Source organism: Streptomyces sp. NPDC048191 (assembly GCF_040652655.1).
Classification (GTDB): Bacteria; Actinomycetota; Actinomycetes; order Streptomycetales; family Streptomycetaceae; genus Streptomyces.
Map to the genome: position 1 here is coordinate 219,719 of NZ_JBEZMO010000003.1, position 24,672 is coordinate 244,390.

Consider the following 24,672-nt stretch of genomic DNA (forward strand, 5'->3'; position numbering starts at 1 on the left):
TTGTCTTGAGCGTTCCGTACGAGACGGCAGCGTACGAACCAGCCGGGTCGCCCGAGTCTCCGGAGGAGCATCTCGCGCGACTCCTCGGCCGCGCCCTGAACTCGTTCGAGCTGCCCGACGAGGTGATACGGCAGCTCGACAGCGCGCTGGCGCACGACAGTTCGCTGCACTCCGCGTACCACAGCGCGGGGCTGCACCGGGAGACGTACCGGCACACCTGGCTGCTCGCCGACGGCTCCGCGGTCACGCTGTGGGAGCTCGCGCACAACCCCACGCCGGGCGGCATCTGCGAGCACGAGGTGTACGTCGACGAGGAGGAGCTGCAGACGGCGTCGGCGCGGCTCGGGGTGCCACCGCAGACGCCGGAGTTCGAGCTGCCGGCACTGATGCGGCTGTGGGCGGTCCCGGAGCCCCGGCACGTGTTCGCCTCCGACGACTCGGCGGACCACGCGCGCCGGCTGCTGCGCCGCGCGGAGAACCCGGACCGGCCCGGCGCGAGGACGGCGGCGCTGCTGGCGACGGCGACCGCGCACGAGATCACGCAGGCGTTCGGGCGCCCCGGGCGGGCCGGACGCGTGGGTCTGAGCTACGCGTTGTACGAGCACGCGTTCCTGCTGCCGGACGGCAGCGAGGTCTCCCTGTGGGAGGTCGAGCACACGGCGACGCCCGACGGGCGGCACATGTGCGAGGTGTACATGTCGCAGGACGCGGCCCGGGACGCCATGGAGCGGCGCGCGGCGCGACAGGGGTAGCGCGTGGGCGGCCTGCGTGGGCCCCTGGCCGGTCAGTGACCGCCGAGCTGCCGCACCAGCCCGGCGAAGGCGTCCCGTTCCGCCGGGGTCAGTTCCACCGACTCCCGCTGGGGACCGGACTGCGGCTGGGACGGGAGGACCGGAAGGCGGGGAACCCGGAGCTCTCGGACGGCCTCCGCGCGGAAGCGGCGCAGCAGGCGCAGGACGCTGATCGCCCAGACCACGCCGGCCAGGGTGAGGACGGCCAGGCCGGCCAGCTGGAGACTCGTGACATGCGCAGGCATGCGATCCAGTACACACCACGGTCCGGGACTTTGGCCCCGGACCGTGACGCAACTCGCATGTGCCGTGAACAACTCACAGCGAACCAAAGGGACAAGGTGCGGTGTGAGGTGGTGCGCCGGTCAGGCCGCCACGGGCTGCTTGGTCTCCTTCGTCGTGGTGGCCGCGTTTGCGGCGGGGTCGGTGACCGTGCTGTCGGGGCTCTGCTTGCGCATGCCCTTGAGGAGGACGACCAGGGCCGTGGTGGCGCAGACGCCGGCGGCGATGGCGATGAGGTACAGGAACGGGTTGCCGATCAGCGGGACCACGAAGATGCCGCCGTGCGGGGCGCGCAGGGTGGCGCCGAAGGCCATCGACAGGGCGCCGGTGAGCGCGCCGCCGACCATCGACGACGGGATCACACGCAGCGGGTCGGCCGCGGCGAACGGGATCGCGCCCTCGGAGATGAAGGAGGCGCCCAGCACCCAGGCGGCCTTGCCGTTCTCACGCTCGGTCTGGGTGAAGAGCCTGCCGCGGACGGTGGTGGCCAGGGCCATCGCCAGCGGCGGGACCATGCCGGCCGCCATCACCGCGGCCATGATCTTCATCGCGGAGTCGCTCGGGTTCGAGACCGCGATGCCGGCGGTGGCGAAGGTGTAGGCGACCTTGTTGACCGGGCCGCCCAGGTCGAAGCACATCATCAGGCCGAGCAGGGCGCCGAGCAGGATCGCGTTGGTGCCGGTGAGACCGTTCAGCCAGTCGGTGAGGCCCTTCTGGGCGGAGGCGATGGGCTTGCCGATGACGACGAACATCAGGAAGCCGACGATCGCCGAGGAGATCAGCGGTATCACCACCACCGGCATGATGCCGCGCAACGCCTTGGGGATCTGCACCTTCTGGACGGCGATCACCACGCCACCGGCGATCAGACCGGCCGCCAGGCCGCCGAGGAAGCCCGCGTTGATGGTCAGCGAGATCGCGCCGCCCACGAAGCCGGGGACGAGGCCGGGCCGGTCGGCCATGCCGTAGGCGATGTAACCGGCCAGGACGGGGACGAGGAAGCCGAAGGCCACGCCGCCGATCTGGAAGAGCAGGGCGCCCCAGCTGTCGGCCTGCGTCCACATGAAGTGGTCCATCACCGACGGCGCCTTGTTGATCTTGTAGCCGCCGATCGCGAAGCCCAGGGCGATGAGGAGACCGCCCGCGGCCACGAACGGGACCATGTAGCTCACGCCGCTCATCAGCCACTTGCGGAGCTTGGTGCCGTATCCCTCGGTGGAGTCGCCCGCCCGCTCGACCGGCGTGCTGCCCGGCGCGGACGCCGGCGCGCTCGTCTCGCCGCGCGCCGCCTTCTCGCGCACCTCGGTGATGAGTGCGGCGGGGCGGTTGATGCCCGCCTTCACTCCGACGTCGACGGTCGGCTTGCCGGCGAAGCGGTCCTTGTCGCGTACGGGAACGTCGTGGGCGAAGATCACGGCGTCCGCCGCCGCGATCACCGCCGGGTCCAGCCGGGTGAAGCCGGCCGAGCCCTGCGTCTCGACGGCGAGTTCGACGCCCGCGTCACGTCCCGCGTTCTCCAGGGACTCGGCCGCCATGTACGTGTGCGCGATTCCGGTCGGGCAGGAGGTGACGGCGACGATACGGAAGGGCCGCTCGCCGGAGTCCGCGGCGGAGGCGGCGCCCGCGGAGGCCGCCCGGACGGGGGCGGAGGGGCCCGGCGTCTGTGCCGTGGTGTCCGCCGCGGCGCCGGCGGAGGCCGCCACCGACGCCGCAGCGGAGTCTTCAGAGGCACCCGCAGCGCCCACGGCGCCCTCAGCGGCGCCCGCCGCGGTACTCGCGCCCGCGGCTGATCCTGTCTCCCCGGCGCCTGCGCCCGCGCTCGTCTCCGGCTCCGCACCCTCATCCGAAGGCTCCGCCGGCGCCTGCGTCGCGCTCGGCGTCTCGTCCCCGCGGATCAGCGCCGCCGCCGTCTCCGCGTCGGTCACCGCGCGCAGCGCCGAGGTGAACTCGGTGTTCATCAGCTGGCGGGCCAGGGAGGAGAGGATCGTGAGGTGGGCGTCGTCGGCGCCGGCGGGTGCCGCGATCAGGAAGATCAGGTCGGCCGGACCGTCGGCGGCACCGAAGTCGATGCCGGCGGCGCTGCGGCCGAAGGCGAGGGTCGGCGCGGTGACGTGGGCGCTGCGGCAGTGCGGGATGCCGATGCCGCCGTCGAGACCGGTCGGCATCTGGGCCTCGCGGGCGGCCACGTCGGCGAGGAAGCCGTCCAGGTCGGTCACCCGGCCCTTGGCCACCATGCGCTCGGCCAGGGCACGCGCCGCCGCGTCCTTGGTGTCGGCGGACAGGTCGAGATCGACCAGGTCCGCGGTGATCATGTCGCTCATCGCGGGCTCCTATGCACGCGTATCGCCCGGGGAGTGGGGTGGGCGGGGAGGGGGACGGGGGTGCTGTGGGGGGAGGCGGTGGGAGTGGGGGTGGCGGCCGTGGTGAGCAACGGGGAGTCTCGCCACGGCCGGGTCGGGGCCGTCGTACGGCGGCGGATCAGGGCGTTCATGGCGCCGGCTCCGTCAGTTCGCGGTCGAGGGGGATCTCGGCCGTCACGGTCACCGCCGCCGGGTCCAGGTCGGCGGGGGTCGGCATGACGCTGCCGGGGAGCTGGACGGCTGCGGCGCCGTGGGCGACGGCGGAGGCGAGGGCCTCGGGGCCGCTGCCGCCGGCGATCAGGAACCCGGCGAGGGAGGAGTCGCCGGCGCCGACGTTGCTGCGGACGGTGTCCACGCGCGCGGTGGCGAACCAGGCGCCCGCGTCCTCCACCAGGAGCTGCCCGTCAGCGCCCAGGCTCGCCAGGACGGCGCGCGCGCCCATGCCGCGCAGCTCCTCGGCCGCCTTCAGCGCGTCGCCCACGGTGGCCAGGGGGCGCCCGACGGCTTCCGCGAGTTCCTCGGCGTTGGGCTTCACCACGTCCGGCCGCGCGCGCAGCGCCTCCAGCAGCGCAGGCCCCGAGGTGTCCAGCGCGATGTGCGCGCCCCCAGCGTGCGCCCGCGTGACGACGTCGGCGTACCACGAGGGCGCGAGCCCCCGGGGCAGGCTGCCGCAGCACGCGATCCAGTCGGCGTCCCGTGACTGTTCGCGGACGGTGTCCAGGAGGAGTTCCTGTTCGGCCGGGGACAGTGCGGGGCCGGGGGCGTTGATCTTCGTCAGTGTCCCGTCCGCCTCCGCGAGCGCGATGTTGGAGCGGGTGGATCCGGTGATCGGGACGGGCGCGACCTCGATGCCCTGCGCGTCGAGCAGGTCGGCGACGAGTGCGCCCGGCGCACCCCCCAGGGGCAGGACGGCGACCGTGCGCCGGCCGGCGGCCGCGACGGCGCGCGAGACGTTCACGCCCTTGCCGCCGGGGTCCATGCGCTCGGTGTCGGCCCGGATGACCTCGCCGCGCTTGAGGGCCTGGACCTCGTAGGTGCGGTCGAGGGAGGGGTTGGGGGTGACGGTGAGGATCATGTGCGCACTACTTCCGTGCCGCCACGCTCGATGACGGCGGCGTCTTCGGGGCTCAGGCCGTTGTCGGTGATCAGCAGGTCCACGTCGCTCAGGTCACCGAAGCGGGCGAAGTGTTCCTGGCCGTGCTTGGAGGAGTCGGCCAGCAGCACCACGCGGCGGGCGGCGGCGACCGCGGCCCGCTTGACCGCGGCCTCGGCGAGGTCCGGGGTGGTCAGACCGTGCTCGGCGGAGAAGCCGTTCGCGGCCACGAACAGCACGTCGGCGCGGATCTCGCCGTAAGCGCGCAGCGCCCAGGCGTCCACGGCGGCGCGCGTGCGGTGCCGTACGCGCCCCCCGACCAGATGGAGCTGGATGCCCGGGTGGTCGGCCAGGCGGGCGGCGATGGGCAGGCTGTGCGTGACGACGGTGAGGGCGGCCTCCAGCGGGATCGCGGCGGCGACCCGCGCGACCGTCGTACCGGCGTCGAGGATCATCGTGCCCTCGGTCGGCAGTTCGGCGATCGCGGCCTTGGCGATGCGGTCCTTCTCGTCGGCGGCGGTCGACTCGCGTTCGGTGAGGTCGGGTTCGAAGTCGAGACGGCCGACGGGGATGGCACCGCCGTGCACCCGTCGGACGAGGCCGGCGCGGTCAAGGGCCTTCAGGTCACGGCGGATCGTTTCCGCGGTGACCTGGAACTCCTCTGCCAGCGACAGCACGTCCACCCGGCCGCCGTCACGTGCGAGCCGGAGGATCTCCTGCTGCCGTTCCGGTGCGTACATGTCGTTGGCCTCCGCCTCGATGCTCGGTGCCCGTTCGCTTCCGAGTGATGCCCGAACGTGTGGTTTCACTGGGAGGCTACGCTCGGCTTTCCGGAAAGTAAACAGGTTCGGATTTCAATCGGGCATGAACGGACTTCCGCGTCCCGCCCGGCGGTCTTCGGAACGCACCCGGACAACGCGACGAGGCCCGGCACCTGATCGGTGCCGGGCCTCGTCGCGCCTGGTCAGGGGACCAGTTCGGGTTCCCTCTGTGCCGTCGGCTGCTCCTCTTCCGCCGCGCCCTCCCCATGCTGGGCCGGCCGCTTCGGGAGGGCGGACATCAGGACGAAGATCGCGCCCATGATCCCGGCGACCCACCACAGCGCGTGCTGGAAGGCGTGCACGAAGGCCGGGCCGACCTCGGCCCGGGACAACCGGTCGCCGACCTCACCGAAGAACACCACCGACACGAGCCCCAGACCCAGCGCGTTGCCCATCTGCTGCACCGTGTTGATCAGCCCGGACGCGGAGCCGGCGTGCTCGCGCGGCACCTCGGACAGCACCGCGTCGGTCAGCGGGGCGACGATCAGTCCCATCCCGGCGCCCATCACGACCAGCGGCAGGGCCATCTGCCAGGACGCGATGGCGAGGCCGTACCGGTGCGCCTCCCACAGATAGAGCAGTACGCCCGCCGCCATGATCAGCGCGCCAGCCTGGAGCACCTTCCGCCCGAACCGGGGGACCAGCTGCTGCACCGACATCCCGGCCGCCGTGGACACCGCGAGGGAGAACGGCACGCCGGTCAGCCCGGCCCGCAGCGGACTCCAGCCCAGCCCGATCTGCATGTACAGCGTCCAGACCAGGAAGAAGATGCCGAGCGCGACACCGAAGACGGTCTGTACGGCGATGCCCGCGGCGAAGCTCTTCACCCGGAAGAGGGACAGCTCGATGAGCGGGGAACCGTCCCGGGCCGCCTTCCGTTTTTCGTACGACACCAGCGCCACGAAGACGACGAGCGCGCCGGCCATGCAGAGGTACCCCCACAGGGGCCAGCCCAGCTCGCGGCCGCGCGTGAGCGGGTAGAGCAGCATCAGCAGGCCCAGCGAGACCAGGGCGACACCGACGAGGTCCAGCTTCAGTGCCTTGGGGGCCTTCGATTCGGTGATGAAGCGGCGGCCCAGGATCCAGGCCAGGACGCCGACGGGGAGGTTGATGAGGAAGATGGGCCGCCATTCGAGGCCGAACAGGTTCCACTCGGTCAGCAGCGCGCCGAGCAGCGGTCCGGAGACCGCGCCCAGGCCGACGACCGCGCCGAACAGACCGAACACCTTGCCCCGTTCGTGGGCGGGGAAGGTGGCGTGCACGATCGACAGCACCTGCGGCACCATCATCGCCGCCATACCGCCCTGCAGGAAACGGGAGGCGACCAGCATCTCCGGGTTCGCGGCGAAACCGCACAGGGCGGAGGCGAGGGTGAAGCCACCGACACCGGTCAGGAACAGCCGCTTGCGGCCGTGGATGTCGCCGAGACGACCACCGGTGATCAGACCGGCGGCGAAGGCCAGGGCATAGCCGGCGGTGATCCACTGGATCTGGCTGACCGAGGCGTCGGCGCTGCGCTGGATGGACGGAATGGCGATGTTGACGATCGTGACGTCGACCAGGTCCATGAACGCGGCGGTCATGACGATCGCCAGCGCGAACCAGCGAGCGCGGTCCGGGGACGGTTCGGCGCGCGCCGTGGCAGCGGCCGCGGGAGGCCGGGTGCGAGTCGTCTGTGACGGGGGAGTGTTGTCGTCGCCGTAGGTCATGAAATGAAGGTAGGACCCCAGTAGGTCAGATCATGTCCTAGTTCTGCGGCATTCTCGTACGCATGACGACGGACACACCGGCACGGCTCCTGCAGCTGCTCTCGCTCCTCCAGACCCCGCGCGAGTGGCCCGGCGGGGAACTCGCCGAGCGCCTCGGAGTGTCGCGTCGTACGGTGTGGCGGGACATCGACCGGCTGCGGGAGCTGGGCTATCCGGTGCAGGCCACGAAGGGCGCTGACGGCGGGTACCGGCTGGTCGCGGGGAAGGCGATGCCGCCGCTGGTCCTGGACGACGAGGAGGCCGTGGCGATCGCGGTGGGGCTGCGGGCCGGCGCCGGGCATGCGGTGGAGGGCGTCGACGAGGCGTCGGTACGGGCCCTGGCCAAGCTGGAGCAGGTGCTGCCGGCCCGGCTGCGCCACAGGGTATCCACGCTGCAGGCGGCGACCACGGCGCTGACCAGCGGGGACGGGGCGAGTATCGCGCCGGAGACACTGACCGTGATGGCGTCGACGGTGGCGGGGCACGAGCGGCTGCGGTTCTCCTACCGCGACAAGGAAGGCGGAGAGTCGCGGCGGCTGACCGAGCCGCACCGGCTGGTGTCGACCGGCCGGCGGTGGTACCTCGTCGCCTACGACCTCGATCGCGCCGACTGGCGGACCTTCCGGGTGGACCGGGTGAGACAGCCGTTCGCCACCGGGGCCCGGTTCGCCCCGCGGGAGTTGCCGACGGGGAACGCCGCCGAGTACCTGCGGCAGTCCATCCACCGGCGGCAGGAGACGTACGAGTTCGCGGTGCGGTTCGCCGCGCCGGCGGAGCAGGTGTCCGTGAAGGTGCCGGCGTGGGTCGGGGTACCGGAGGACGACGGCGAGGGCGGTTGCCTGCTGCGCGGCACCTCCGGGGATCCGGTGGAGTGGCTGGCGATGCGGCTGGCGATGACGGGGTACGAGTTCGCGGTGCGGGAGCCCAGTGAACTGGTCGCGTGTGTGCGGGAGTTGGGGCGCCGACTGAGTCGGGCGGGAGCGGATGGGGAGGAGGGTGGGAGTGGGAGTGGGACTGGGACTGAGACTGGGATGAGACTGGGGCGCTGCGGTGACGGGCCCGTCTGACCGCTCGAGAGGCGTGCCGGTCTGTGGCGGGCCTGGCCTCGGTCGCCTCGTCGCACTCCCTCACTCCCGCACGCCCGCACGCCCGCACGCCCGCACGCCGTACTGTCCCGGCACCGCGCCCCGCGCCGCGTGCCGCCGTGCCACCGCGGCCCGGTGAGGGCCCCCTGGCCGGCGCCCTAGCTCCGGGTGGCGCCCCACTCGAATCCACGCAAGGACGCGAGGTGGCGCAGGGCCAGGGCAGCGGGGCCCTCCGGGCCCGTGGGTGGGGAGGAGGTGGCTGCCCAGGACTCCACGGCCACGCGGACGGCGGCGCCGGCGACGGCCGCGGCGAAGCGGAGGTCCGGGGTGACCGGACGGCGGCCCGGGGCAGCGGGCTGGAGGTCCGGGGTGACCGGTGCGGGGGTCGCAGGCCGGGAGGCAACGTTGTCGCCGTGCCCCTCGTACCCTCCACCCTCCTCATGACCTCCGCCCGCCGCGGCCTCCTCGGCGCCACTGTTGGCAACTCCGCCTTCCCCGCCCCCCTTCGGCGTCACCCGGGACGCCAGGATCTCGGCCAGGGTCTGGTCCGACTCCTGGCACACCTCGGCCCAGACCTTGCGCAGGGCGGGGCTGGTGTCGGCCAGGCGGATCAGGGTGCGGACCCATTCCCAGGACGCCGCCGAGACGGCGACGCCGGGAGTGAGGGTGTGCTGGACGGCGTGTTCCAGGGCCTCCGGGACCGTGAGGTGGGCCGGGGCCGAGCGGACGGCTTCCGCCCAACGCTGGGCGCCCGTCGCGTAGAGGGGGGCGACCGCTTCCTCCTTGGTGGCGAAGTAGCGGTAGAACGTACGCGGTGCGATGCCCGCGGCCTGCGCGATGTCCTCGGCGCGGGTCGCCCTCAGTCCCTGGCGGACGAACAGGGCGGCCGCGGCGCGGGCGATCTCCGTCCGGGTTTCGGCCTTCCGGCGCTCGGTCAGCGAGACCGGCGCGGACGCGGAAAGCTGCTGGTGGGCGGTGCTGGAGGTGCTACGCGGGGTGGTGCTCATCCCGGCAGGTTATGTCCATGTGGCAGAATCTGCCATCCGGCGGTCCACCCCGGGGTTCAGGTACGGGGTGGGCCGCCGTTCCAGGTGCGCCACCGTCCCGGCACCGCCGTCCGCCGGCCCTCGTCAACGGCCGGCCGGCACCGGAGCCTTCGCCCCCGGCTCGACTGGGCGGCGAGCACGCTGCGGGCTCCTGCGGCCGTGGCCTGATAGCAACCTGTATCCGGCCCCCGGACAGTTGACCGATGAGGCTCTCAACCCCGGGTTGGCGCCATCCAGTTGACGAACCGGGGCTCTGCGGCACGCAGACCCAGCGGACACAGATGAAGCCGGGCCCCGGCACCTGGGGGGGATAGGTGCCGAGACCCGGCTCGGGAAGGTCCCGGCGCCGGGGGGGATGTGCGTCGGGACCTGGCTGTGTGGCGTGGGTCGTGCCGAATGGGCGTGTGGGGTCGGCCGATCCGTGTGGTGCAGGGGGAGTGCGGTTCCCGGGCCTGGCTGATGTGGGGCCCGCAGGAGTTTTTCCCGCGGACCTGGGAGTTGAAGCGATGGGACCACGCCATGTTTGCGCCGTCTTCCGCCACCGGCGTGCGCTCCCCCAGGCACCGTACGCCCACAGGCATCACACACGCCCCCGCACGCATACACCCACGGGCACCACAAGCCCCGGGAGGCGGTACCCCACGAGCACCACAGGCCCCTGCGGGCCGTACTCCACAAGCCCCCGTGGGCCGTACTCCACAAGCACCACAGACCGCCGCGGCCGTACCCACAAGCACCACATACCCCCGCGGGCCGTACCCACAAGCACCACATACCCCGCGGGCCGTACCCCACAAGCACCACAGACCCCCGCAGGCCGTACGCGCAGGCGCTCCAGGCCGACGGTGACGACCGCACGCCCGAGTCAGCGGGCTCCGCTGGGCACCACGTTCGTATCCGGCGGCGCACCGCGCCCGTGGTGGGTGGGCGGGCGGCGCGTGCCGCCCGCGTACCCCACGGAGTCCCTCACAGGATCCGCACCCGGCACCGGCGCCCCCGTCGAACCCCGTTACGCCGCCGCGTCGAAGCCGGTCTGGCGGGCCAGCTTCTTCAGTTCGAGCAGCGCGTGCTTCTCGATCTGGCGGATGCGCTCGCGGGTCAGTCCGTGCTCCTTGCCGACCTCGGTCAGGGTGCGCTCGCGGCCGTCCTCGATGCCGTAGCGCATCTTGATGATGGAGGCCGTGCGCTGGTCCAGGCGGCCGATCAGGTCGTCCAGTTCCTCGCTACGCAGCAGGGTGAGGACCGACTGCTCCGGGCTCACCGCCGAGGTGTCCTCCAGCAGGTCGCCGAACTGGGTCTCGCCCTCGTCGTCCACGGACATGTTCAGCGAGACCGGGTCACGGGCCCAGTCCAGGACGTCGATGACGCGCTCCGGTGTCGCGCCCAGCTCCGCGGCGATCTCCGCGGGCTCCGGGTCGCGGCCGTTCTCACGGTTGAACTCGCGCTGCACGCGGCGGATACGGCCCAGCTCCTCCACCAGGTGGACGGGGAGCCGGATGGTGCGGGACTGGTCGGCGATGGACCGGGTGATGGCCTGACGGATCCACCAGGTGGCGTACGTCGAGAACTTGAAGCCCTTGCGGTAGTCGAACTTCTCAACCGCGCGCACCAGACCGGCGTTGCCCTCCTGGATCAGGTCGAGCAGGGGCAGGCCGCTGCGCGGGTAGCGCCGGGCCACCGCGACGACGAGGCGGAGGTTGGAACGGATGAAGATGTCCTTCGCCCGCTCACCGGCGGCCACCAGGGCTTCGAGCTCCTCGCGTGAGGCGTCCGACGGCGACTCCTCCTCACCGTCGAGAATCTGCTGTGCGAAGACACCCGCCTCGATGGTCTGGGACAGCTCGACCTCCTTTGCGGCGTCGAGCAGCGGCGTACGCGCGATCTCGTCGAGGTACATGCCGACCAGGTCGCGGTCCGCGATCTCGCCGCCATGAGCGCGAACACTGCTTGCCGAGTCGGCCGTCTCGCCGGTGGCGGACTGACGACGGGCGACGGCACGGGTTGCCATGCGTGCTCCCTTGCGATGGTGGGCTGGCGGGTGGTCCTGATGAACGCTCGGCACCGAGGGGAGTGACTCTGGGACTCTCTCCGAGTGCCCTGCATCCGTGGGAGACAACGACTGGAATCCGGACAGAATTCCCAACCCGCCCCCCTATTTTTCTGATCATGCAGTACCCTGTTCCGCCACATGGGAGGCGAGATGCCGACGGAACGTACAGAGGTGCAGGTCAGGCCGGGAGTCGAGGGGGACCTCAACGCCCTCACCGCGATCTACAACCACTACGTACGCGAGACGGCCATCACGTTCGATACCGCGATCTTCGCTCCGGAAGAGCGCCGCCCTTGGCTGCTCTCCCACCCGGAAGACGGCCCGCACCGGCTGATGGTTGCCACGGACGCGGAGTCACAGGAGATTCTGGGATACGCCACATCCAGCCCTTACCGGCCGAAGCCCGCGTACGTCACGTCCGTGGAGGTTTCGGTGTACCTCGCCCCGGACTCGGGCCGGCGCGGCATCGGCACGCTCCTCTACGAGGCCCTCTTCAAGGCGCTGGCCGACGAGGACGTGCACCGCGCCTACGCCGGGATCGCCCAGCCCAACGAGGCCTCCGAGCGGCTGCACGCCCGCTTCGGTTTCCGGTACGTCGGCACGTACCGCGAGGTCGGCCGCAAGTTCGGCCGCTACTGGGACGTGGCCTGGTACGAGAAGGAGCTGTGACCCACCGGGCTCCGGCGGTCCCGGACCACCGGGCCCGGACCCCGCCTCAGCCGAACTGCACCGACCGCTTCGCCATTCCCATCCAGAACCCGTCGATCACGGACTTCTGCGCGTCCAGCTCGCCGCCCGCCTCCGCCGCGCCCATGGTGACGAAGAGCGGGGCGAAGTGCTCGGTGCGCGGGTGGGCGTAGCGGCCGGCCGGGGCCTTGTCCAGGAAGTCGAGCAGGGCGTCCCAGTCGCGGGCCTCCAAGGCGCGCCGGCCCCAGTCGTCGAACTCGGAGGACCAGCCGGGCACACCGCTGCCGACGTGGCGCAGCGCGGCCAGGTTGTGGGTGAAGAAGCCGGAGCCGACGATCAGCATGCCCTCGTCGCGCAGCGGCGCGAGCTTGCGGCCGATGTCCATCAGGCGGACCGGGTCGAGGGTGGGCATGGAGATCTGCAGGACGGGGATGTCCGCGGCGGGGTACATCTCGACGAGCGGGACGTAGGCGCCGTGGTCGAGGCCGCGGTCGGGGATGTCCTGGACGGGGGTGCCTGGGGTGCGCAGCAGCTTGCGCACGGATTCGGCCAGCTCGGGGGCGCCGGGGGCGTCGTACCGCACCCGGTAGTAGTGCTCGGGGAAGCCCCAGAAGTCGTAGACGAGCGGGACCGTCCGCACCGCGCCCAGGGCGAGCGGGGCCTCCTCCCAGTGGGCGGAGACCATGAGGATCGCCTTGGGCCGGGGCAGGCCGGCGGACCAGGCGGCGAGCTGGCCGGGCCAGACGGGGTCGTCGGCGAGCGGCGGGGCGCCGTGGCTGAGGTACAGGGCCGGCATGCGCTCCGGCCCGGCGGCGGGCTTCTCCTGGGCGGCGGTGGACACGGCGGCGGCTCCATGGATCCGGATGCTTTAACTCTCAAGTTCTACCCCGAACCCTACGCCGCACTTGTTCAAGTTTCAAGGAGCTGCCTCGTACAGTGGGACACATGAACCCGGCTCCCGACCCCGCCGCCCAGCCCCGCTGGCTCACCGACGAGGAACAGCGCGTCTGGCGCGCCTATCTGCACGCCACCACGCTGCTGGAGGACCATCTCGACCGGCAGCTGCAGCGCGACGCGGGCATGCCGCACATCTACTACGGCCTCCTCGTCGGCCTCGCCGAGTCCCCGCGCCGCCGGCTGCGGATGACCGAGCTGGCGATGCGGGCCAAGATCACCCGCTCCCGGCTGTCGCACGCGATCGCGCGGCTGGAGAAGAACGGCTGGGTACGGCGCGAGGACTGCCCCTCCGACAAGCGCGGCCAGTTCGCCGTGCTCACCGACGAGGGCGCCGAGGTCCTCCGGCGCAGCGCGCCCGGCCACGTGGCCGCCGTACGGCAGGCGATGTTCGACCGGCTCAGCCCGGAACAGCAGAAGACCCTCGGCGAGATCATGGAGATCGTCGCCGAGGGCCTCCAGCCCGACGAAGCGGGTGCGGACCTGCCCTGGCTCCGCTAACGGCTCACGGTCAGTGGGCCACCACCGGCACCGGCACCTCGTCCTCCACGCCCGCGCTCTCGCCGACGATCACCTCGGTGCCGCCCGGACGGCCGGCGTTGACGAAGGTGAAGGCGATCAGGGCGGCCACGGCCAGGATGCCGACGGCGAACCAGATCGCGGTGCTGTAGCCGTGCACCATGCCCTGGAGCTGCACCAGCTGCTGCTGGGGCCGGGCGGTGGCGCCGGCGATGTGGTCCTTGACGTACGAGGTGGTCGCCGAGGCGGCGATGGTGTTCAGCAGGGCGGTGCCGATCGCGCCGCCCACCTGCTGCGAGGTGTTGACCATCGCGGAGGCGACACCGGCGTCCCGGGGCTCGACACCCTGGGTGGCCAGGGACATCGCCGGCATGAACGCCGTACCCATGCCGAGGCCGAGCAGCACCATCGCGGGCAGCAGCTGGGTGCCGTACGAGGAGTCGATCTTCAGCTGGGTCAGGATCAGCATGCCGAGCGCGGCGACCAGGAAGCCGGGGCCCATCAGGAAGCGGGCCGGGATCCGGGTCATCAGCCGGGTGCCGATCTGGGTGGAGCCGGTGATCATGCCGGCCACCATCGGCAGGAACGCGAAGCCCGTCTTGACCGGCGAGTAGCCCTTCACGACCTGCAGGTAGTACGTCAGGAAGAGGAACAGGCCGAACATGCCGATGATCGCGAGGCCGAGCGAGAGGTAGATGCCACCGCGGTTGCGGTCGGTCACCACGCGCAGCGGCAGCAGCGGCGCCTTGACCCGGGACTCGACGACCGCGAAGGCGAGCAGCAGCACCGCGGAGGCGACGAACATCGACACGGTCAGGGCGTCGCCCCAGCCGTCGGACTCGGCCCGGGTGAAGCCGTAGACCAGGGCGATCAGGCCGAGGGAGGACAGGATCACGCCGGGGATGTCGAGCGGGGCGCGGTTGCGGCCGCCCTCGGGCTCACGGATGACGAAGTAGGCGCCGGCCGCGGCGACGATGGCGAACGGGATGTTGACGAAGAAGGTCCAGCGCCAGTTCAGGTACTGGGTGAGGAAACCGCCGAGGATCAGGCCGACGGCACCGCCGCCGCCGGCGATCGCGCCGTAGATGCCGAACGCCTTGGCGCGCTCCTTGGCGTCGGTGAACATCACCGCGAGCAGCGACAGCGCGGCCGGGGCGAGCAGGGCGCCGAAGACGCCCTGGAGGGCGCGGGCGCCGAACATCATCGGGCCGCTGGTGGCGGCACCGCCGAGCGCGGAGGCCAGGGCGAAGCCGGCCAGGCCGGTGACGAAGGCGCGCTTGCGGCCCCACTTGTCGGCGATCCGGCCGCCGAAGAGCAGCAGACCGCCGAAGGCGAGGGCGTAGGCCGTGACGACCCACTGCCGGTTGCCGTCGGATATGCCGAGGTCGGTCTGGGCGTGCGGCAGGGCGATGTTCACGATGGTGGCGTCGAGGACGACCATCAGCTGGGCGAGCGCGATGAAGACGAGCGCTTTCCAGCGGTTGGCGTCGCCGGCCGGAGCGGCGGCGCCGCGAGCCTTGAGGGCTGTTTCGGACATGGGGGTACCCACTTCGGGACTTCGTGACGGAACGTGACGGAAAACGGGCGGGAAAGATCGAGAAAAGAGGGAGTAGGGCGAAAAAAAGAGGGAGTAGGGTGAAAAAACGGAACGTCAAGTTGTGGCTCGTCGACGGTGACGGCCGGGCCGCCGGTCGTCCCGGCCCATGGGTGGACTGGGGTCGGGAGCCGAACTAATCGGTCAGCACTCGCGCAGCTCCTTGATGCTCACGGCCGTGCCCGGCAGGGCGGAGCGGGCGGGCGCCCGCAGGCCGTCGAGGAACAGCTGAAGGTGGCGGTGGACGAAACGGTCGCCGTGCAGGCAGTCCGTGCCGGCCGGGGGCCGGCTCAGCTGGGCCACGGCGATGATCACATCGCCGACGCCGACGTCCGCCCGCAGCTGCCCGGCCGCCCTGGCCCGGCCCATGACCTCCTCCACGAGCTGTTCGACGCGCTCGCGGGAGGCTTCCAGGTCGCGGTGGTTCTGGTTGAAGCTGCCGGAGATCATCGGGCACAGCGCGCTGATCCGCTCGTCGGCGGCGGCGTGCACGAAACGCTCCAGTGCGGCGAAGGCGTCCCCGGTCTCGGCGAGGGCCACCTCGGCCGCCTCGGCCGTACGGTCCATGACGGAGCAGACGACCTCGCGGACGAGGGCCTCACGGTCGGGGAAGTTGCGGTACACCGTGGCGTTGCCGACGCCGGCCCGGCGGGCGATCTCGTCGAGCGGCACGTCCGGGCCGTGCTCGACGAACATCTCCCGGGCCGCGGTCACGATCCGCTCCCGGTTGCGCACGGCGTCGGCGCGCGGCCGGGGCACCTTGCGCGGTACGGGGGTGGTCGCGGTCGGCACGGTGGACTCCTCGGAAGTGAGTGGGCGATCCGGGGAGGCGGTCCCCGTTTCGCTCGGACACAGGGCTAAACGGGGAAACGCTCCCCGGATATTTCCCGCCCGCGAAAAGAATCCCTGTGACCTGAGCCACACTCACATTCCGCCGGGATTCACCCTCGTGCGTCCCCGCATTCCCACGATCGGTCTCGCCCAGCGCGCGTACCACCCTCCCGAGACACAGGGTGATCGCAAGGGTGCAGCCGGTGACCAGCGGCTGCCGTGGAGCGAAAGGCCCATGCATGCAGCCGAAGGCGCCCCGTCCCCGCATACGCGCCGCCCGCCCCCGCCGCCGCATACGCATGCGCCGGGCGTCCGCTCTCACCGTGGTGGCCGCGCTGACCCTCGCCGTCAGCACCTCGGCCGGGACCGGGCACCTGACGGCGCCCACCGCCGCCGGGCCCGTCGGCCTGGCCCGCTCCGCCCCCTGTACCGTGCACGGCGCCGTCGACGTACAGATGACCGAGGGCCTGCCTACCCCGCACGGCTACGCCCACTCCACCGGCACGCTCCGCGCCCTGACCCTGATGGTCGACTTCTCCGACGCACCCGGCCAGGGCAGCGCCATGGACCGCTTCCACGACTTCTTCCCGCAGACCCAGGAGTGGTTCCGCACCGCGTCCTACGGACGCCTCGACTACCAGCCGGAGACACCGGTCACCACCTGGCTGCGGATGCCCAAGTCCTTCAAGGAGTACGGCATACAGCGCGGCGCGCCCTTCGACCCCGGCTACCGGCAGCTGGTGCAGGACATCGTGGCCACGGCCGACCCGAAGGTGGACTTCCGCTCGTACGACATCCTCAACGTCCTGGTCACCCCGAACGCCGGCCCCTCCGCCCTGGACACCGTCCTGTCCGTGACCTTCGCCGGCAACACCGACGCCCCCGTCGCCGACGGCGTCCCCGTCGCCAACGCGTCCTTCATCTACTCCCGCCAGGACGACGGCTCCGGCTCCTACTCCCGCACCGGCTACCGGGTGCTGCCGCACGAGAACGGGCACACCTTCGGCCTGCCCGACCTGTACACGCAGGAGGGCGGGGGCACCGTCGGGCACTGGGACATCATGAGCGAGGACTGGGGGGCCAACAACGACCTGCTCGGCTGGCACAAGTGGAAGCTGGGCTGGCTGGACGGCACCCAGGTGGGCTGCGCGGCGACCCAAAGCAGCGTCGAGTACGAGCTGACACCGCTGTACAAGCCGGGCGGCGGAAAGCTGGTCCTCGTACCCGTCAGCGCACAGAGCTCGTACGCGCTGGAGGTCCGCGTGCAGGGCGGCAACGACGAGGCGGTGTGCAAGCCCGGCGTGCTGATCTACAAGGTGGACGGCACCATCGACACCGGACGCGGCCCGGTCACGGTGTACGACAGCCACCGGGGCAGCGGCGGCTGCACCCGCAGCCCCAACGTCCAGGCGGAACTCTCCGACGCCCCCTACTCCCCCGGCGAGACCTTCAAGGACCCGGGCCACGGCATCACCGTCGAGGTGGTCGGCACGGACGACGACGGGAACTACCGGGTGCGGGTGACGCGACGGTAGGGGTCCGCCCGCAGCTGGGCGTGGACCCGGGCGGTCGCGGCCGGCTCACGGGGCCTGGGGAGCGCCGTGCGGGGATTACCGTAGGCGTGCCCGTACGCCGTACCGGAGAGCCGATGCCCGCGAACACCGCCCTGGATGCCGACGCCCGCGCCGAAGCGGGGGAAGCGGTCGGGCCGTTGCTGCGCGGGGTCGGCGTGCTGCGGCGGCTCACCGAGGCGGGCGGCACACTGAGCCCGAGCGCGCTGGAACGGGCCACCGGCCTCGCCCGCTCCACGGTCGACCGCATCACCGCGACCCTCTCCCGCATGGACTACGTCCGCCTCGACGGCCGGGACGTCGTCCTGGCCCCCGGCGTGATGGAGCTGGGCAACGCCTACCTGGCCGCCCTCCGCCTGCCCGCGCTGCTCGGCGCCCGCGCCGACGCCCTCGCCGACGAGCTCGATGAATCCGTGTCGCTCGCGGTCGCCGACCTCGACGGCATCCGCTTCATCCACCAGGCGACCCGCCGCCGCGCGATGTCCGTGAGCTTCCGCATCGGCGACCTGCTCCCGGCCGAACGCACCGCGCCGGGGCCGCTGTTCGCGACCGAGTGGACCAAGCCGGACTGGAACCGCTGGCGCGCCCGCCGCGCGGCGGACCCGACGGACGCGGCCTTCCCCGCCGTACCGCCCCGCCAGGCCCCCACCGACGACTCCGCCTTCGCCCACCGGGTGGAGCGGGCGCGCCGGGACGGCTGGGCGGTGGACGACCAGCTGATCGAACCGGGCCTGGTCGCGGTCTCCGTACCCGTACGGCACCCGGACTCCGGCCGCCTGGCCTGCGTGGCGAGCGTGGTCAGCCACACCAGCCGGCGCTCCGCGACCGACCTGCGCACCAGCCTCCTGCCCCGCCTTCGTACGGCGGTGGCGGCGATGGAGACCGACCTGCGCACGGCACCACCGCCCACGCCGGGCCCCGCCCCCGCGGGCCTGGCGTCCTGGACGACGGCGTCCAAGCACCGGCTGGGCCGGGACTTCGTGGAGTCCCTGGCACGCGGCCTGACCGTGCCGACCGCCTTCGGTGAGGGCCGCGCCGCGCTGTCCCTGAGCGAGGTGGCACGGGCGACCGGGCTGGCCCGGGCCACGGCGCGCCGCGCGCTGCTCACCCACGAACACCTCGGCCTGGTGCACGCCCGCCCCGACCGCACCTTCGCCCTCACCCCCCGGGTCCTGGACCTCGGCTATCCGCCGCTGTCCCGCACCACACTCCCCCGCCTGGCCGAACCTCATCTCCGGGCGCTCGCGGACCGGTTGCACGAGCCGACGGCACTGGCCGTGCTGACCTCCGACGGCACGGAGATCCAGTACACGGCCGGCGCGGGCGCGAGCCGGGTCCTCACGGTCCACATCACGGTCGGCGCGCGCCTGCCCGCCGCCGCGACCTCCCTCGGCCGCGTCCTCCTCGCGGACACCGCCTCCCCCCTCCCCCCGGCCCTGGCCGAGGTCCGCGCCCGGGGATACGCCCTGGCCGACGAGGAGCTGGAGTCGGGCCTGCGGTCCGTCGCCGTACCGGTACGGGACCGCGCCGGCCGGGCGGTCGCCGCGCTGAACGTGGCCACACACGCGGCCCGTCGCACCCTGGAGGACTGCGTCCACGACGTCCTCCCCGCCCTCCGCACGACCGCCGACCGCATCGAGTCGGACCTCCACCTGGCTTCCCGGTTCAGCCCAGTGGCAGCGCACTGAGGCACGACACGCCGGGCTCCGCGCAGCGGGCTCCGCGCGGCGGGTGAACCGGTCGGGAGACGGACTAGTCGGACGCCCGCCCCCTCCCCCCAGGCATTCGTCCCCGCCGGGGAGCAACGGTTCCAGCTGCCGGTAGCTGCCCGCGTTGTCGAGAATGAGCAGCGCCTTCTTCCCCGCGAGCTGGCTGCGCCACATGGCCGCCCGGGCATCTGTGACTGCTCCGACGTCGTCACCGACGGGGATCTGTTGCGTCGGCACACCGGCGGCGGCGAGCAGCGAGGCTAGAGCCTCGGTGGCCTGCACGGGGCTGCGTCCGGGAGTGTGCCCGTTGAGGTTCACGAAAAGCTGTCCGTCCGGGAACCGCTCCGAGAGGAGTGCCCCACGTGCACGGCGAAGGCGGTCTTCCCGACGCCCGGCATCCCGTCGATCACATGGACCGGCAGACCTTCGCCGGCCTCCTGCGCGGCACGGACCGACAGGACCAGCGACTCCAGCTCGGCCGACCGGTTGGTGAACGCCGAGGTGTCGCGAGGCAGCGACCGCAGCACCAGGGCGGCGCCGGGCGGGCCCGATCCATCGTCCGTTCGGACCACTGGCTCAGGGTCCTGATGCGAGGGCCGGCGAGAGGACCGCCGCCAGCGCGGCCGCGATCACCCCCAGGAGGACGAACGACAGCCAGGGATGCTTTTGCAGCCACCCCCACCAGGACGGCCAGTGAGACTGCGCCGACACCGCGTTCGTCACCAGACCCACGAGCATCGTGGTGATGGCGCCGCCACCGGCGACGACGGCGAGCGCCGCGCCGCATCCTCATGCCGGCAGCTCCGCTGTCTCGTTGTGCGAACAGCGTCTCGGCGGTGTATCCCGATCCCGTGGGGCTCCTGACCCGGGCACCCTTCGTGTCGCGGTGCGGAGTGAGCCGCGAGTTGGTCGGCACGGCACATACAGGTGCACCCAGATCACGTACACACCCCCGGATCGCGCTGATCTCGACGCCACATCGGTAGTAAGCGGACCAGCCGTAACGGAGCTGGTCAAGGTCACCTCTGCGCCACCCAGTGTCGGGTATCGGCCATTCAGAACTGCCGCGCTCCCGCATCTGAGTACAAGTGCTCATGCGCTTCATCACGCCGGGGTGTTGGGTGGTGGCATGCCTGACGAGTCCCTGGAACTCGTGGTTGCCGGCGGAGCGGCCCCGCATGGATGGTCTTTTCTCGGTCGCTCGCTGCTACAGCCCGACTTCGATCTGTCACTGCTGGTAGCTAAAGTTGCTGGTGCGGATGTGAACGGTCGGTTGTTCTGACGATACGGGGAGGGTGTTGTGCTTCCGAGCGATGTCGGGTCGACGTCGGGCACGTCGTCGTGGGTGTCCGGCCTGTTCGACGTGGCACGCGAAGCCGTCTCCGACGTGACCACGGAACTGTCGTCCTTCACCACCTTCCAGAAGCGCGTCGACGCCCTGATCCACGACCTGAAGGGCTCGCAGGCGGGTCCGGGCAAGATTGGGCAGGAGCAGCTCGCACGCCATCAGTTCGGGGGCGGGGCCGGTGCGTGGGCGGAGGCGGCCGGGCTGTTCAGCACGTACGAGACGGTGATCAGCGAGCTGGAGACGCTGTCGAAGCTGCTGTCAGACTCCATGGAGGGCATGAACATCGCTGTCATGGCCTCGCACAAGGGCTACCAGAACGTCGACCTGGACGTCCGCGACCGCATGGCGGCGATCAGCGCGGAGACGACGAAGTACTACGGCGACGGTTACGACCCCGAGAGGCCGAGCAAGGGTCACCGCGGCGGGAACGGGACGCAGGCGGGGCAGCCGTCGACGCCGGCGCCGACGGGTGGCGACGCGGGCGGTTCGATCTGATGGAGCTGGGGGAACGGACGGGAACGGGGGAGTTCTGATGCCTCGCAAAGGATCCGGGAGCGGTACGTCCTTCGAGGACATGAGCCACGAGCAGATGCTGGAGTGGCTCGACCAGGCCGACGCCGGCACGGTCCAGGCCGCCGCGGACCGACTCACCGCGGCCGCCGCGGAGATCCGCAAGATCGCCGAGGAGCTCAAGGTCCGCCCGCAGTGGGTGGAATGGAAGGGCGAGGGCGCGCACGCGTTCCGCACCTGGTCTGCCGACCTCGCCAACTCCACCTTGCGGTTAGGTGACTTCAGTGAAGGCGCTGGGAAGTGGCTGAGGGAGGCTTCCGCAGCGATCGCGGAGGCGCAGACATCCATTCCGCGCGACACCAAGGGCGCGCAGGCGAACCTGGACGCGGCGAAGGCAGCACACAACGACCCGGACGCAGCGGCGGTCAACACCAAGTCCAAGAGCGAGCTGGCAGCGCACAAGGAGAAGGTCCGCCTGGAGGCGGCGGCGCAGATGCGGAAGCTGGGGCAGACCTACGAGTGGTCGGCCACGCAGATGAACAGGCTGGAGCGGCCGAAGTTTCCGCCACCGCCGAAGGCGATTGTGCCGGGAGGAACTCAGTCGATTGACGGTGGTGGAGCCAAGGCTCGCCCCGGCGATTCCGCTCCGGGAGCCGCCTCATCCCTTGATGGCACCGCCGCCGTACACGTGACGCAAGGCCGGGAGAGTCCTGCTGGTGTTCCCGCCCCCGGCGGCGAGCGAAAGTCCCCCGTTGGGGCACCACCTGCGCACGTCGTGCCGGTGGAGCACGCCGTGCCGGTGGAGGTGGAGCACCCCACTCGGATGGGGATTGACTCCGTCACCTCGCTGCCGCAAGTGCAGCACACGCCGAACATCACGGGCGGTCTTCCGAGCGCAAGCCATGCAAATGCTGTCGCCCCACCGGCCACGCCGGCGACGGGGACGCCTCCATCGCCGTTCGCTAGCAGTCCGAGCCTGCCCTCGGGCCCGTTGAGCCCAAAAATGCCATCGGGCCGGTTGAGCCCCGGCGCGTTCTCGGAGCCAACCGGCCCGCGGCACCCAATCGGAGGCCGGACTCCGGCCCCGCCTGAGCTCGGAGGCCGGACTCCGACCGTGCCCGGACTCGGAGGCCGGACCCCGGCTCTGCCTGAGCAGGGAGCAGTGACGTCCGCTCCAGGCCGTGTGCCGAGCGGTAGCCGCGGCGTCATCGGCGGCCGACCGCTTCCCTCCCCTGCGGGCAACTCGCCGGGTGCCATCCCCAGGGGGACGGTCGTGGGCGCCGAGGGACCGACCGCTAGTGGTCAGGTGGGGCCTGCCGCAGGCGCTCGATCTTCGGGGCAGGTTGCAGGGCGCCAAGCAACAGGCTCAGGCGGCCGTGTCCCCGTGCCGAACAGGGGTGTGGTCGGCGCCAACACGCTGCAGCCGGGGCGTTCGGGTGCTCGTACGGCTTCCCCGGCAAGTGGCGCTGTGGAGCGAGGCGGAATCTCAGGCGGAACGCCTGCCGCCGCTACGCGAGCCGCCGGTGCGAGTAGCGGCGGCACGCCGCAAGCTCGTCAGGCGGCAGGCGCCCGACGAGAAGACCCAAGACGGAGCAAACGCAACAACGGCACCGGAAGCGAGGACGAAGCACAACGGCAGAAGGACCGTCGCGACGTGCCGTCCGTGGTCGACTGACAGGTCAGTAACAGGTAGAGGGATATACATGCTCACCAGCGAAGTGCGTCACCGGCACCGTCAGGCTGCCGTATCGGCGGCCCTGGGATTGCTGTTTGTGGGCGCCGCCGCAGCACCGTCGCAAGCGGAGTCGACGCGCAGGGAACAGTGGTTCCTCGACGCCATGAAGGCCGAGCAGATGTGGCAGACCAGCACCGGCAAGGGCGTAACGGTCGCCGTGATCGACACCGGCGTTGATCCCACGAATCCCGACCTGAAGGGCCAGGTACTCAAGGGCAAGGACCTCGCCCCGGAACAGCCAGGAGACGAGCACACCGATTACGAAGGTCACGGCACCGGCATGGCCGGCCTGATCGCGGGAACCGGCGCATACGGCGGCGGAAACGGCGCCTTCGGACTCGCCCCTGGCGTCAAAATCCTCCCCATCCGCCTGCCCAAGGGAAATTCAGCAGCCAACCAGGCCGAGGGAGACAAACGCTTCAACGAGGCTGTCGCACAAGCGATCCGATACGCCGCCGATGAGCACGCCAAGGTCATCAACATCTCCCAGGCCGCGCCGGAGGGCTCACCGCAGCTGACTGCGGCGGTCACATACGCCTTCGAAAAGGGATCGTTGATCTTCGCCGGGGTCGGGAATGACGGACGCGGGGCCAACGAGGTCATGTACCCGGCCGCCACGCCGGGCGTCGTCGGTGTCGCGGCCGTGGGCAAGGATCTCCACAGGACCGCCGAGTCCGAGACCGGGCCCCAGGTGGACATGGCAGCACCGGGCGAGGACATGGTTCACGCCTGCGGGAGCAAGACGGGGCTGTGCGAAACCCATGGGACAAGCGACGCCACCGCCCTCGCCTCGGCAAGCGCCGCCCTGATCTGGTCCAAGCACCCGACTTGGACCAACAACCAGGTCCTCCGCGTCATGCTAAACACCATCGGCGCCCCCACCAACGGCGCCAAGCGCAACGCCTCCATCGGCTACGGCATCGTCCGCCCTCGCATCGCCCTGCAGAACCCCGGCGACCCCGGCCCTGCGAATTTGTACCCGCTTCCGGACTTCAAAGCAGCGACATCTCAGTCGGCTTCACCGGAAGGTTCGGGCGCCGAAGGCTCCGATGCTCAGGCAAAGGGTGGCAACTCGCCTGCGGCAGTGGCAGCGTCCGAGAGCACCGGCAACCACTGGATCACGCTGGGCGTCGGTGCTGTCACACTTCTCGGAGTGGCGATCGCGGCTGCCATCGCCGTCCGGAAGCGTCGGACAACCCCAGCGCCGCTCCCAATGACGGCGCCCGCCTCGGGCCAAGCGCACTACGCCGCCCGCGGGTTCACGCCGTCGTCGTACGCGCCCCCGGTCCCACCGGACAACGTCCCCCCGTCCGATCGAGGGCCGGGTGCTGACTGAGTACGCATACTCAGACGGGCTGGTGGCCGATACGGATGGGGCACTCGACGCAGCGTTACTACTGTGCTTCTCGACCACCACAGCGTTGCGGTCGGACGTTCACCACAAATCGGCGGCGTACAACGAGACACGGGGAGAAGCGCGCATGGCGTGGGACGAGTGGGAACAGCTCAAGGCCGCCGCAGCGGAGCGGAGCACCGATCGGATGCAGATCGACCACTTGGCTGACCCGGTGGGTGGAGGAAGCGGCGTACCCGGCAAACTCAGGTCTGACAAGGCCGCCTGGTCCAAGACGGGTGCCGACGTCGGCGACCTGCGGGACAACAGCAGCAAGGCGCTGGCGAAGCTGGAGGATGGCCAGAAGAGCCTCGGCAAGGATTCTGGGTGCCTGACCGCCGCTGCCCAGCGGGAGGTCCACACGTCCTGGGAGCGCTACGTCGGGAACGTGAGCGGGCGCTGCGAGAAGCTGTCCGGCCTGCTGGAGAAGGTGGGCAACGACCAACTCAGGACGGACGAGGCCATCAGTGCCGAGATCGCGAAGCTGAAGACCGAGTACAAGGACACGCCAGCGGTCGGCGGTCAGTCCAGGGGCCGGTGATCGG

General features: G+C 71.3%; 20 protein-coding genes. 9 read left to right on the top strand and 11 right to left on the bottom strand.

Annotation, left to right across the window (positions count from 1 at the left end; translation table 11 throughout):
* Positions 1-5 precede the first annotated feature (5 nt).
* Positions 6-752 (top strand): DUF6227 family protein, encoded by a 747-nt coding sequence (locus tag AB0D93_RS06795; protein WP_362114112.1) that lies wholly within the window; start codon positions 6-8, stop codon positions 750-752.
* Positions 753-784: 32 nt separating this feature from the next.
* Here AB0D93_RS06795 and AB0D93_RS06800 read toward each other — a convergent pair whose 3' ends face one another.
* The 5 genes from AB0D93_RS06800 to AB0D93_RS06820 all read right to left on the bottom strand — a co-directional run bounded on the left by AB0D93_RS06800 (position 785) and on the right by AB0D93_RS06820 (position 6,930).
* Positions 785-1,036: a hypothetical protein gene (locus AB0D93_RS06800; protein WP_362114115.1), complete on the bottom strand. Its 252-nt coding sequence runs from the start codon at positions 1,034-1,036 to the stop codon at positions 785-787.
* Positions 1,037-1,156: 120 nt separating this feature from the next.
* Positions 1,157-3,394: a fructose-specific PTS transporter subunit EIIC gene (locus AB0D93_RS06805; protein WP_362114118.1), complete on the bottom strand. Its 2,238-nt coding sequence runs from the start codon at positions 3,392-3,394 to the stop codon at positions 1,157-1,159.
* Positions 3,395-3,560: 166 nt separating this feature from the next.
* A complete protein-coding gene (gene pfkB / locus AB0D93_RS06810) occupies positions 3,561-4,508 on the bottom strand; it encodes a 1-phosphofructokinase (protein WP_362114121.1) in 948 nt (315 codons plus the stop codon).
* Entirely contained in the window at positions 4,505-5,266 is a 762-nt protein-coding gene (locus AB0D93_RS06815; protein WP_362114124.1) for a DeoR/GlpR family DNA-binding transcription regulator, read from the bottom strand. Before AB0D93_RS06815 ends, pfkB begins: the two co-directional genes overlap by 4 nt.
* A 224-nt stretch (positions 5,267-5,490) precedes the next feature.
* The gene (locus AB0D93_RS06820) at positions 5,491-6,930 is read right to left on the bottom strand and encodes an MFS transporter (RefSeq protein ID WP_362115080.1); all 1,440 of its coding nucleotides are present in this window, start codon (positions 6,928-6,930) and stop codon (positions 5,491-5,493) included.
* Between the two features lie 188 nt (positions 6,931-7,118).
* Between AB0D93_RS06820 and AB0D93_RS06825 the strand changes: the two genes are divergently transcribed.
* Positions 7,119-8,162: a YafY family protein gene (locus tag AB0D93_RS06825; protein WP_362114127.1), complete on the top strand. Its 1,044-nt coding sequence runs from the start codon at positions 7,119-7,121 to the stop codon at positions 8,160-8,162.
* 176 nt (positions 8,163-8,338) lie between these two features.
* On the opposite strand, the gene AB0D93_RS06830 is transcribed toward AB0D93_RS06825, so the two are convergent.
* The gene (locus AB0D93_RS06830; RefSeq protein ID WP_362114130.1) at positions 8,339-9,187 is read right to left on the bottom strand and encodes a TetR family transcriptional regulator; all 849 of its coding nucleotides are present in this window, start codon (positions 9,185-9,187) and stop codon (positions 8,339-8,341) included.
* A 1,048-nt stretch (positions 9,188-10,235) separates the two neighbouring features.
* A complete protein-coding gene (locus AB0D93_RS06835; protein WP_362114133.1) occupies positions 10,236-11,234 on the bottom strand; it encodes a sigma-70 family RNA polymerase sigma factor in 999 nt (332 codons plus the stop codon).
* A gap of 192 nt (positions 11,235-11,426) precedes the next feature.
* Between AB0D93_RS06835 and AB0D93_RS06840 the strand changes: the two genes are divergently transcribed.
* Positions 11,427-11,945, top strand: a complete 519-nt coding sequence (locus AB0D93_RS06840; protein ID WP_362114136.1) for an N-acetyltransferase family protein — start codon at positions 11,427-11,429, stop codon at positions 11,943-11,945.
* A gap of 46 nt (positions 11,946-11,991) precedes the next feature.
* Here AB0D93_RS06840 and AB0D93_RS06845 read toward each other — a convergent pair whose 3' ends face one another.
* Complete coding sequence (locus AB0D93_RS06845) at positions 11,992-12,759, bottom strand: class III extradiol ring-cleavage dioxygenase (protein ID WP_362115083.1); 768 nt, start codon at positions 12,757-12,759, stop codon at positions 11,992-11,994.
* A gap of 149 nt (positions 12,760-12,908) precedes the next feature.
* Here AB0D93_RS06845 and AB0D93_RS06850 point away from each other — a divergent pair, with 149 nt between their 5' ends.
* Positions 12,909-13,418, top strand: a complete 510-nt coding sequence (locus AB0D93_RS06850) for a MarR family transcriptional regulator (protein WP_362114139.1) — start codon at positions 12,909-12,911, stop codon at positions 13,416-13,418.
* 10 nt (positions 13,419-13,428) lie between these two features.
* Here AB0D93_RS06850 and AB0D93_RS06855 read toward each other — a convergent pair whose 3' ends face one another.
* Positions 13,429-14,973 carry an MFS transporter gene (locus tag AB0D93_RS06855; RefSeq protein ID WP_362114142.1) on the bottom strand — a complete coding sequence of 515 codons (1,545 nt, stop codon included), beginning with the start codon at positions 14,971-14,973 and terminating at the stop codon, positions 13,429-13,431.
* 201 nt (positions 14,974-15,174) lie between these two features.
* Positions 15,175-15,822 carry a helix-turn-helix domain-containing protein gene (locus tag AB0D93_RS06860; RefSeq protein ID WP_362114145.1) on the bottom strand — a complete coding sequence of 216 codons (648 nt, stop codon included), beginning with the start codon at positions 15,820-15,822 and terminating at the stop codon, positions 15,175-15,177.
* Positions 15,823-16,100: 278 nt separating this feature from the next.
* On the opposite strand from AB0D93_RS06860, the gene AB0D93_RS06865 reads away from it, so the two are divergent.
* Together AB0D93_RS06865 and AB0D93_RS06870 are read left to right on the top strand one after the other, a co-directional pair.
* Complete coding sequence (locus AB0D93_RS06865; RefSeq protein WP_362114148.1) at positions 16,101-17,396, top strand: M6 family metalloprotease domain-containing protein; 1,296 nt, start codon at positions 16,101-16,103, stop codon at positions 17,394-17,396.
* A 113-nt stretch (positions 17,397-17,509) separates the two neighbouring features.
* Positions 17,510-19,120, top strand: a complete 1,611-nt coding sequence (locus AB0D93_RS06870) for an IclR family transcriptional regulator C-terminal domain-containing protein (RefSeq protein ID WP_362114151.1) — start codon at positions 17,510-17,512, stop codon at positions 19,118-19,120.
* 335 nt (positions 19,121-19,455) lie between these two features.
* Here the strand turns inward: AB0D93_RS06870 and AB0D93_RS06875 are convergent, their stop codons facing one another.
* On the bottom strand, positions 19,456-19,713 hold the full coding sequence (locus AB0D93_RS06875) for a hypothetical protein (RefSeq protein WP_362114154.1): 258 nt from the start codon (positions 19,711-19,713) through the stop codon (positions 19,456-19,458).
* Positions 19,714-20,441: 728 nt separating this feature from the next.
* On the opposite strand from AB0D93_RS06875, the gene AB0D93_RS06880 reads away from it, so the two are divergent.
* From AB0D93_RS06880 to AB0D93_RS06890, 3 genes are all read left to right on the top strand, one after another.
* A complete protein-coding gene (locus AB0D93_RS06880) occupies positions 20,442-20,984 on the top strand; it encodes a hypothetical protein (RefSeq protein WP_362114157.1) in 543 nt (180 codons plus the stop codon).
* Positions 20,985-22,702: 1,718 nt separating this feature from the next.
* Positions 22,703-24,070: a type VII secretion-associated serine protease mycosin gene (gene mycP / locus AB0D93_RS06885; RefSeq protein WP_362114160.1), complete on the top strand. Its 1,368-nt coding sequence runs from the start codon at positions 22,703-22,705 to the stop codon at positions 24,068-24,070.
* Between the two features lie 145 nt (positions 24,071-24,215).
* On the top strand, positions 24,216-24,668 hold the full coding sequence (locus tag AB0D93_RS06890) for a hypothetical protein (protein ID WP_362114163.1): 453 nt from the start codon (positions 24,216-24,218) through the stop codon (positions 24,666-24,668).
* Positions 24,669-24,672 lie beyond the last annotated feature (4 nt).

Coding starts and splice junctions, on each gene's coding strand:
- AB0D93_RS06800 (WP_362114115.1), bottom strand. CDS start 1,036: ATGCCTGCGCATGTCACGAGTCTCCAGCTGGCCGGCCTGGCCGTCCTC.
- AB0D93_RS06805 (WP_362114118.1), bottom strand. CDS start 3,394: ATGAGCGACATGATCACCGCGGACCTGGTCGATCTCGACCTGTCCGCC.
- pfkB (WP_362114121.1), bottom strand. CDS start 4,508: ATGATCCTCACCGTCACCCCCAACCCCTCCCTCGACCGCACCTACGAG.
- AB0D93_RS06815 (WP_362114124.1), bottom strand. CDS start 5,266: ATGTACGCACCGGAACGGCAGCAGGAGATCCTCCGGCTCGCACGTGAC.
- AB0D93_RS06820 (WP_362115080.1), bottom strand. CDS start 6,930: ATGACCGCCGCGTTCATGGACCTGGTCGACGTCACGATCGTCAACATC.
- AB0D93_RS06825 (WP_362114127.1), top strand. CDS start 7,119: ATGACGACGGACACACCGGCACGGCTCCTGCAGCTGCTCTCGCTCCTC.
- AB0D93_RS06830 (WP_362114130.1), bottom strand. CDS start 9,187: ATGAGCACCACCCCGCGTAGCACCTCCAGCACCGCCCACCAGCAGCTT.
- AB0D93_RS06835 (WP_362114133.1), bottom strand. CDS start 11,234: ATGGCAACCCGTGCCGTCGCCCGTCGTCAGTCCGCCACCGGCGAGACG.
- AB0D93_RS06840 (WP_362114136.1), top strand. CDS start 11,427: ATGCCGACGGAACGTACAGAGGTGCAGGTCAGGCCGGGAGTCGAGGGG.
- AB0D93_RS06845 (WP_362115083.1), bottom strand. CDS start 12,759: ATGCCGGCCCTGTACCTCAGCCACGGCGCCCCGCCGCTCGCCGACGAC.
- AB0D93_RS06850 (WP_362114139.1), top strand. CDS start 12,909: ATGAACCCGGCTCCCGACCCCGCCGCCCAGCCCCGCTGGCTCACCGAC.
- AB0D93_RS06855 (WP_362114142.1), bottom strand. CDS start 14,973: ATGTCCGAAACAGCCCTCAAGGCTCGCGGCGCCGCCGCTCCGGCCGGC.
- AB0D93_RS06865 (WP_362114148.1), top strand. CDS start 16,101: ATGCAGCCGAAGGCGCCCCGTCCCCGCATACGCGCCGCCCGCCCCCGC.
- AB0D93_RS06870 (WP_362114151.1), top strand. CDS start 17,510: ATGCCCGCGAACACCGCCCTGGATGCCGACGCCCGCGCCGAAGCGGGG.
- mycP (WP_362114160.1), top strand. CDS start 22,703: ATGCTCACCAGCGAAGTGCGTCACCGGCACCGTCAGGCTGCCGTATCG.
- AB0D93_RS06890 (WP_362114163.1), top strand. CDS start 24,216: ATGGCGTGGGACGAGTGGGAACAGCTCAAGGCCGCCGCAGCGGAGCGG.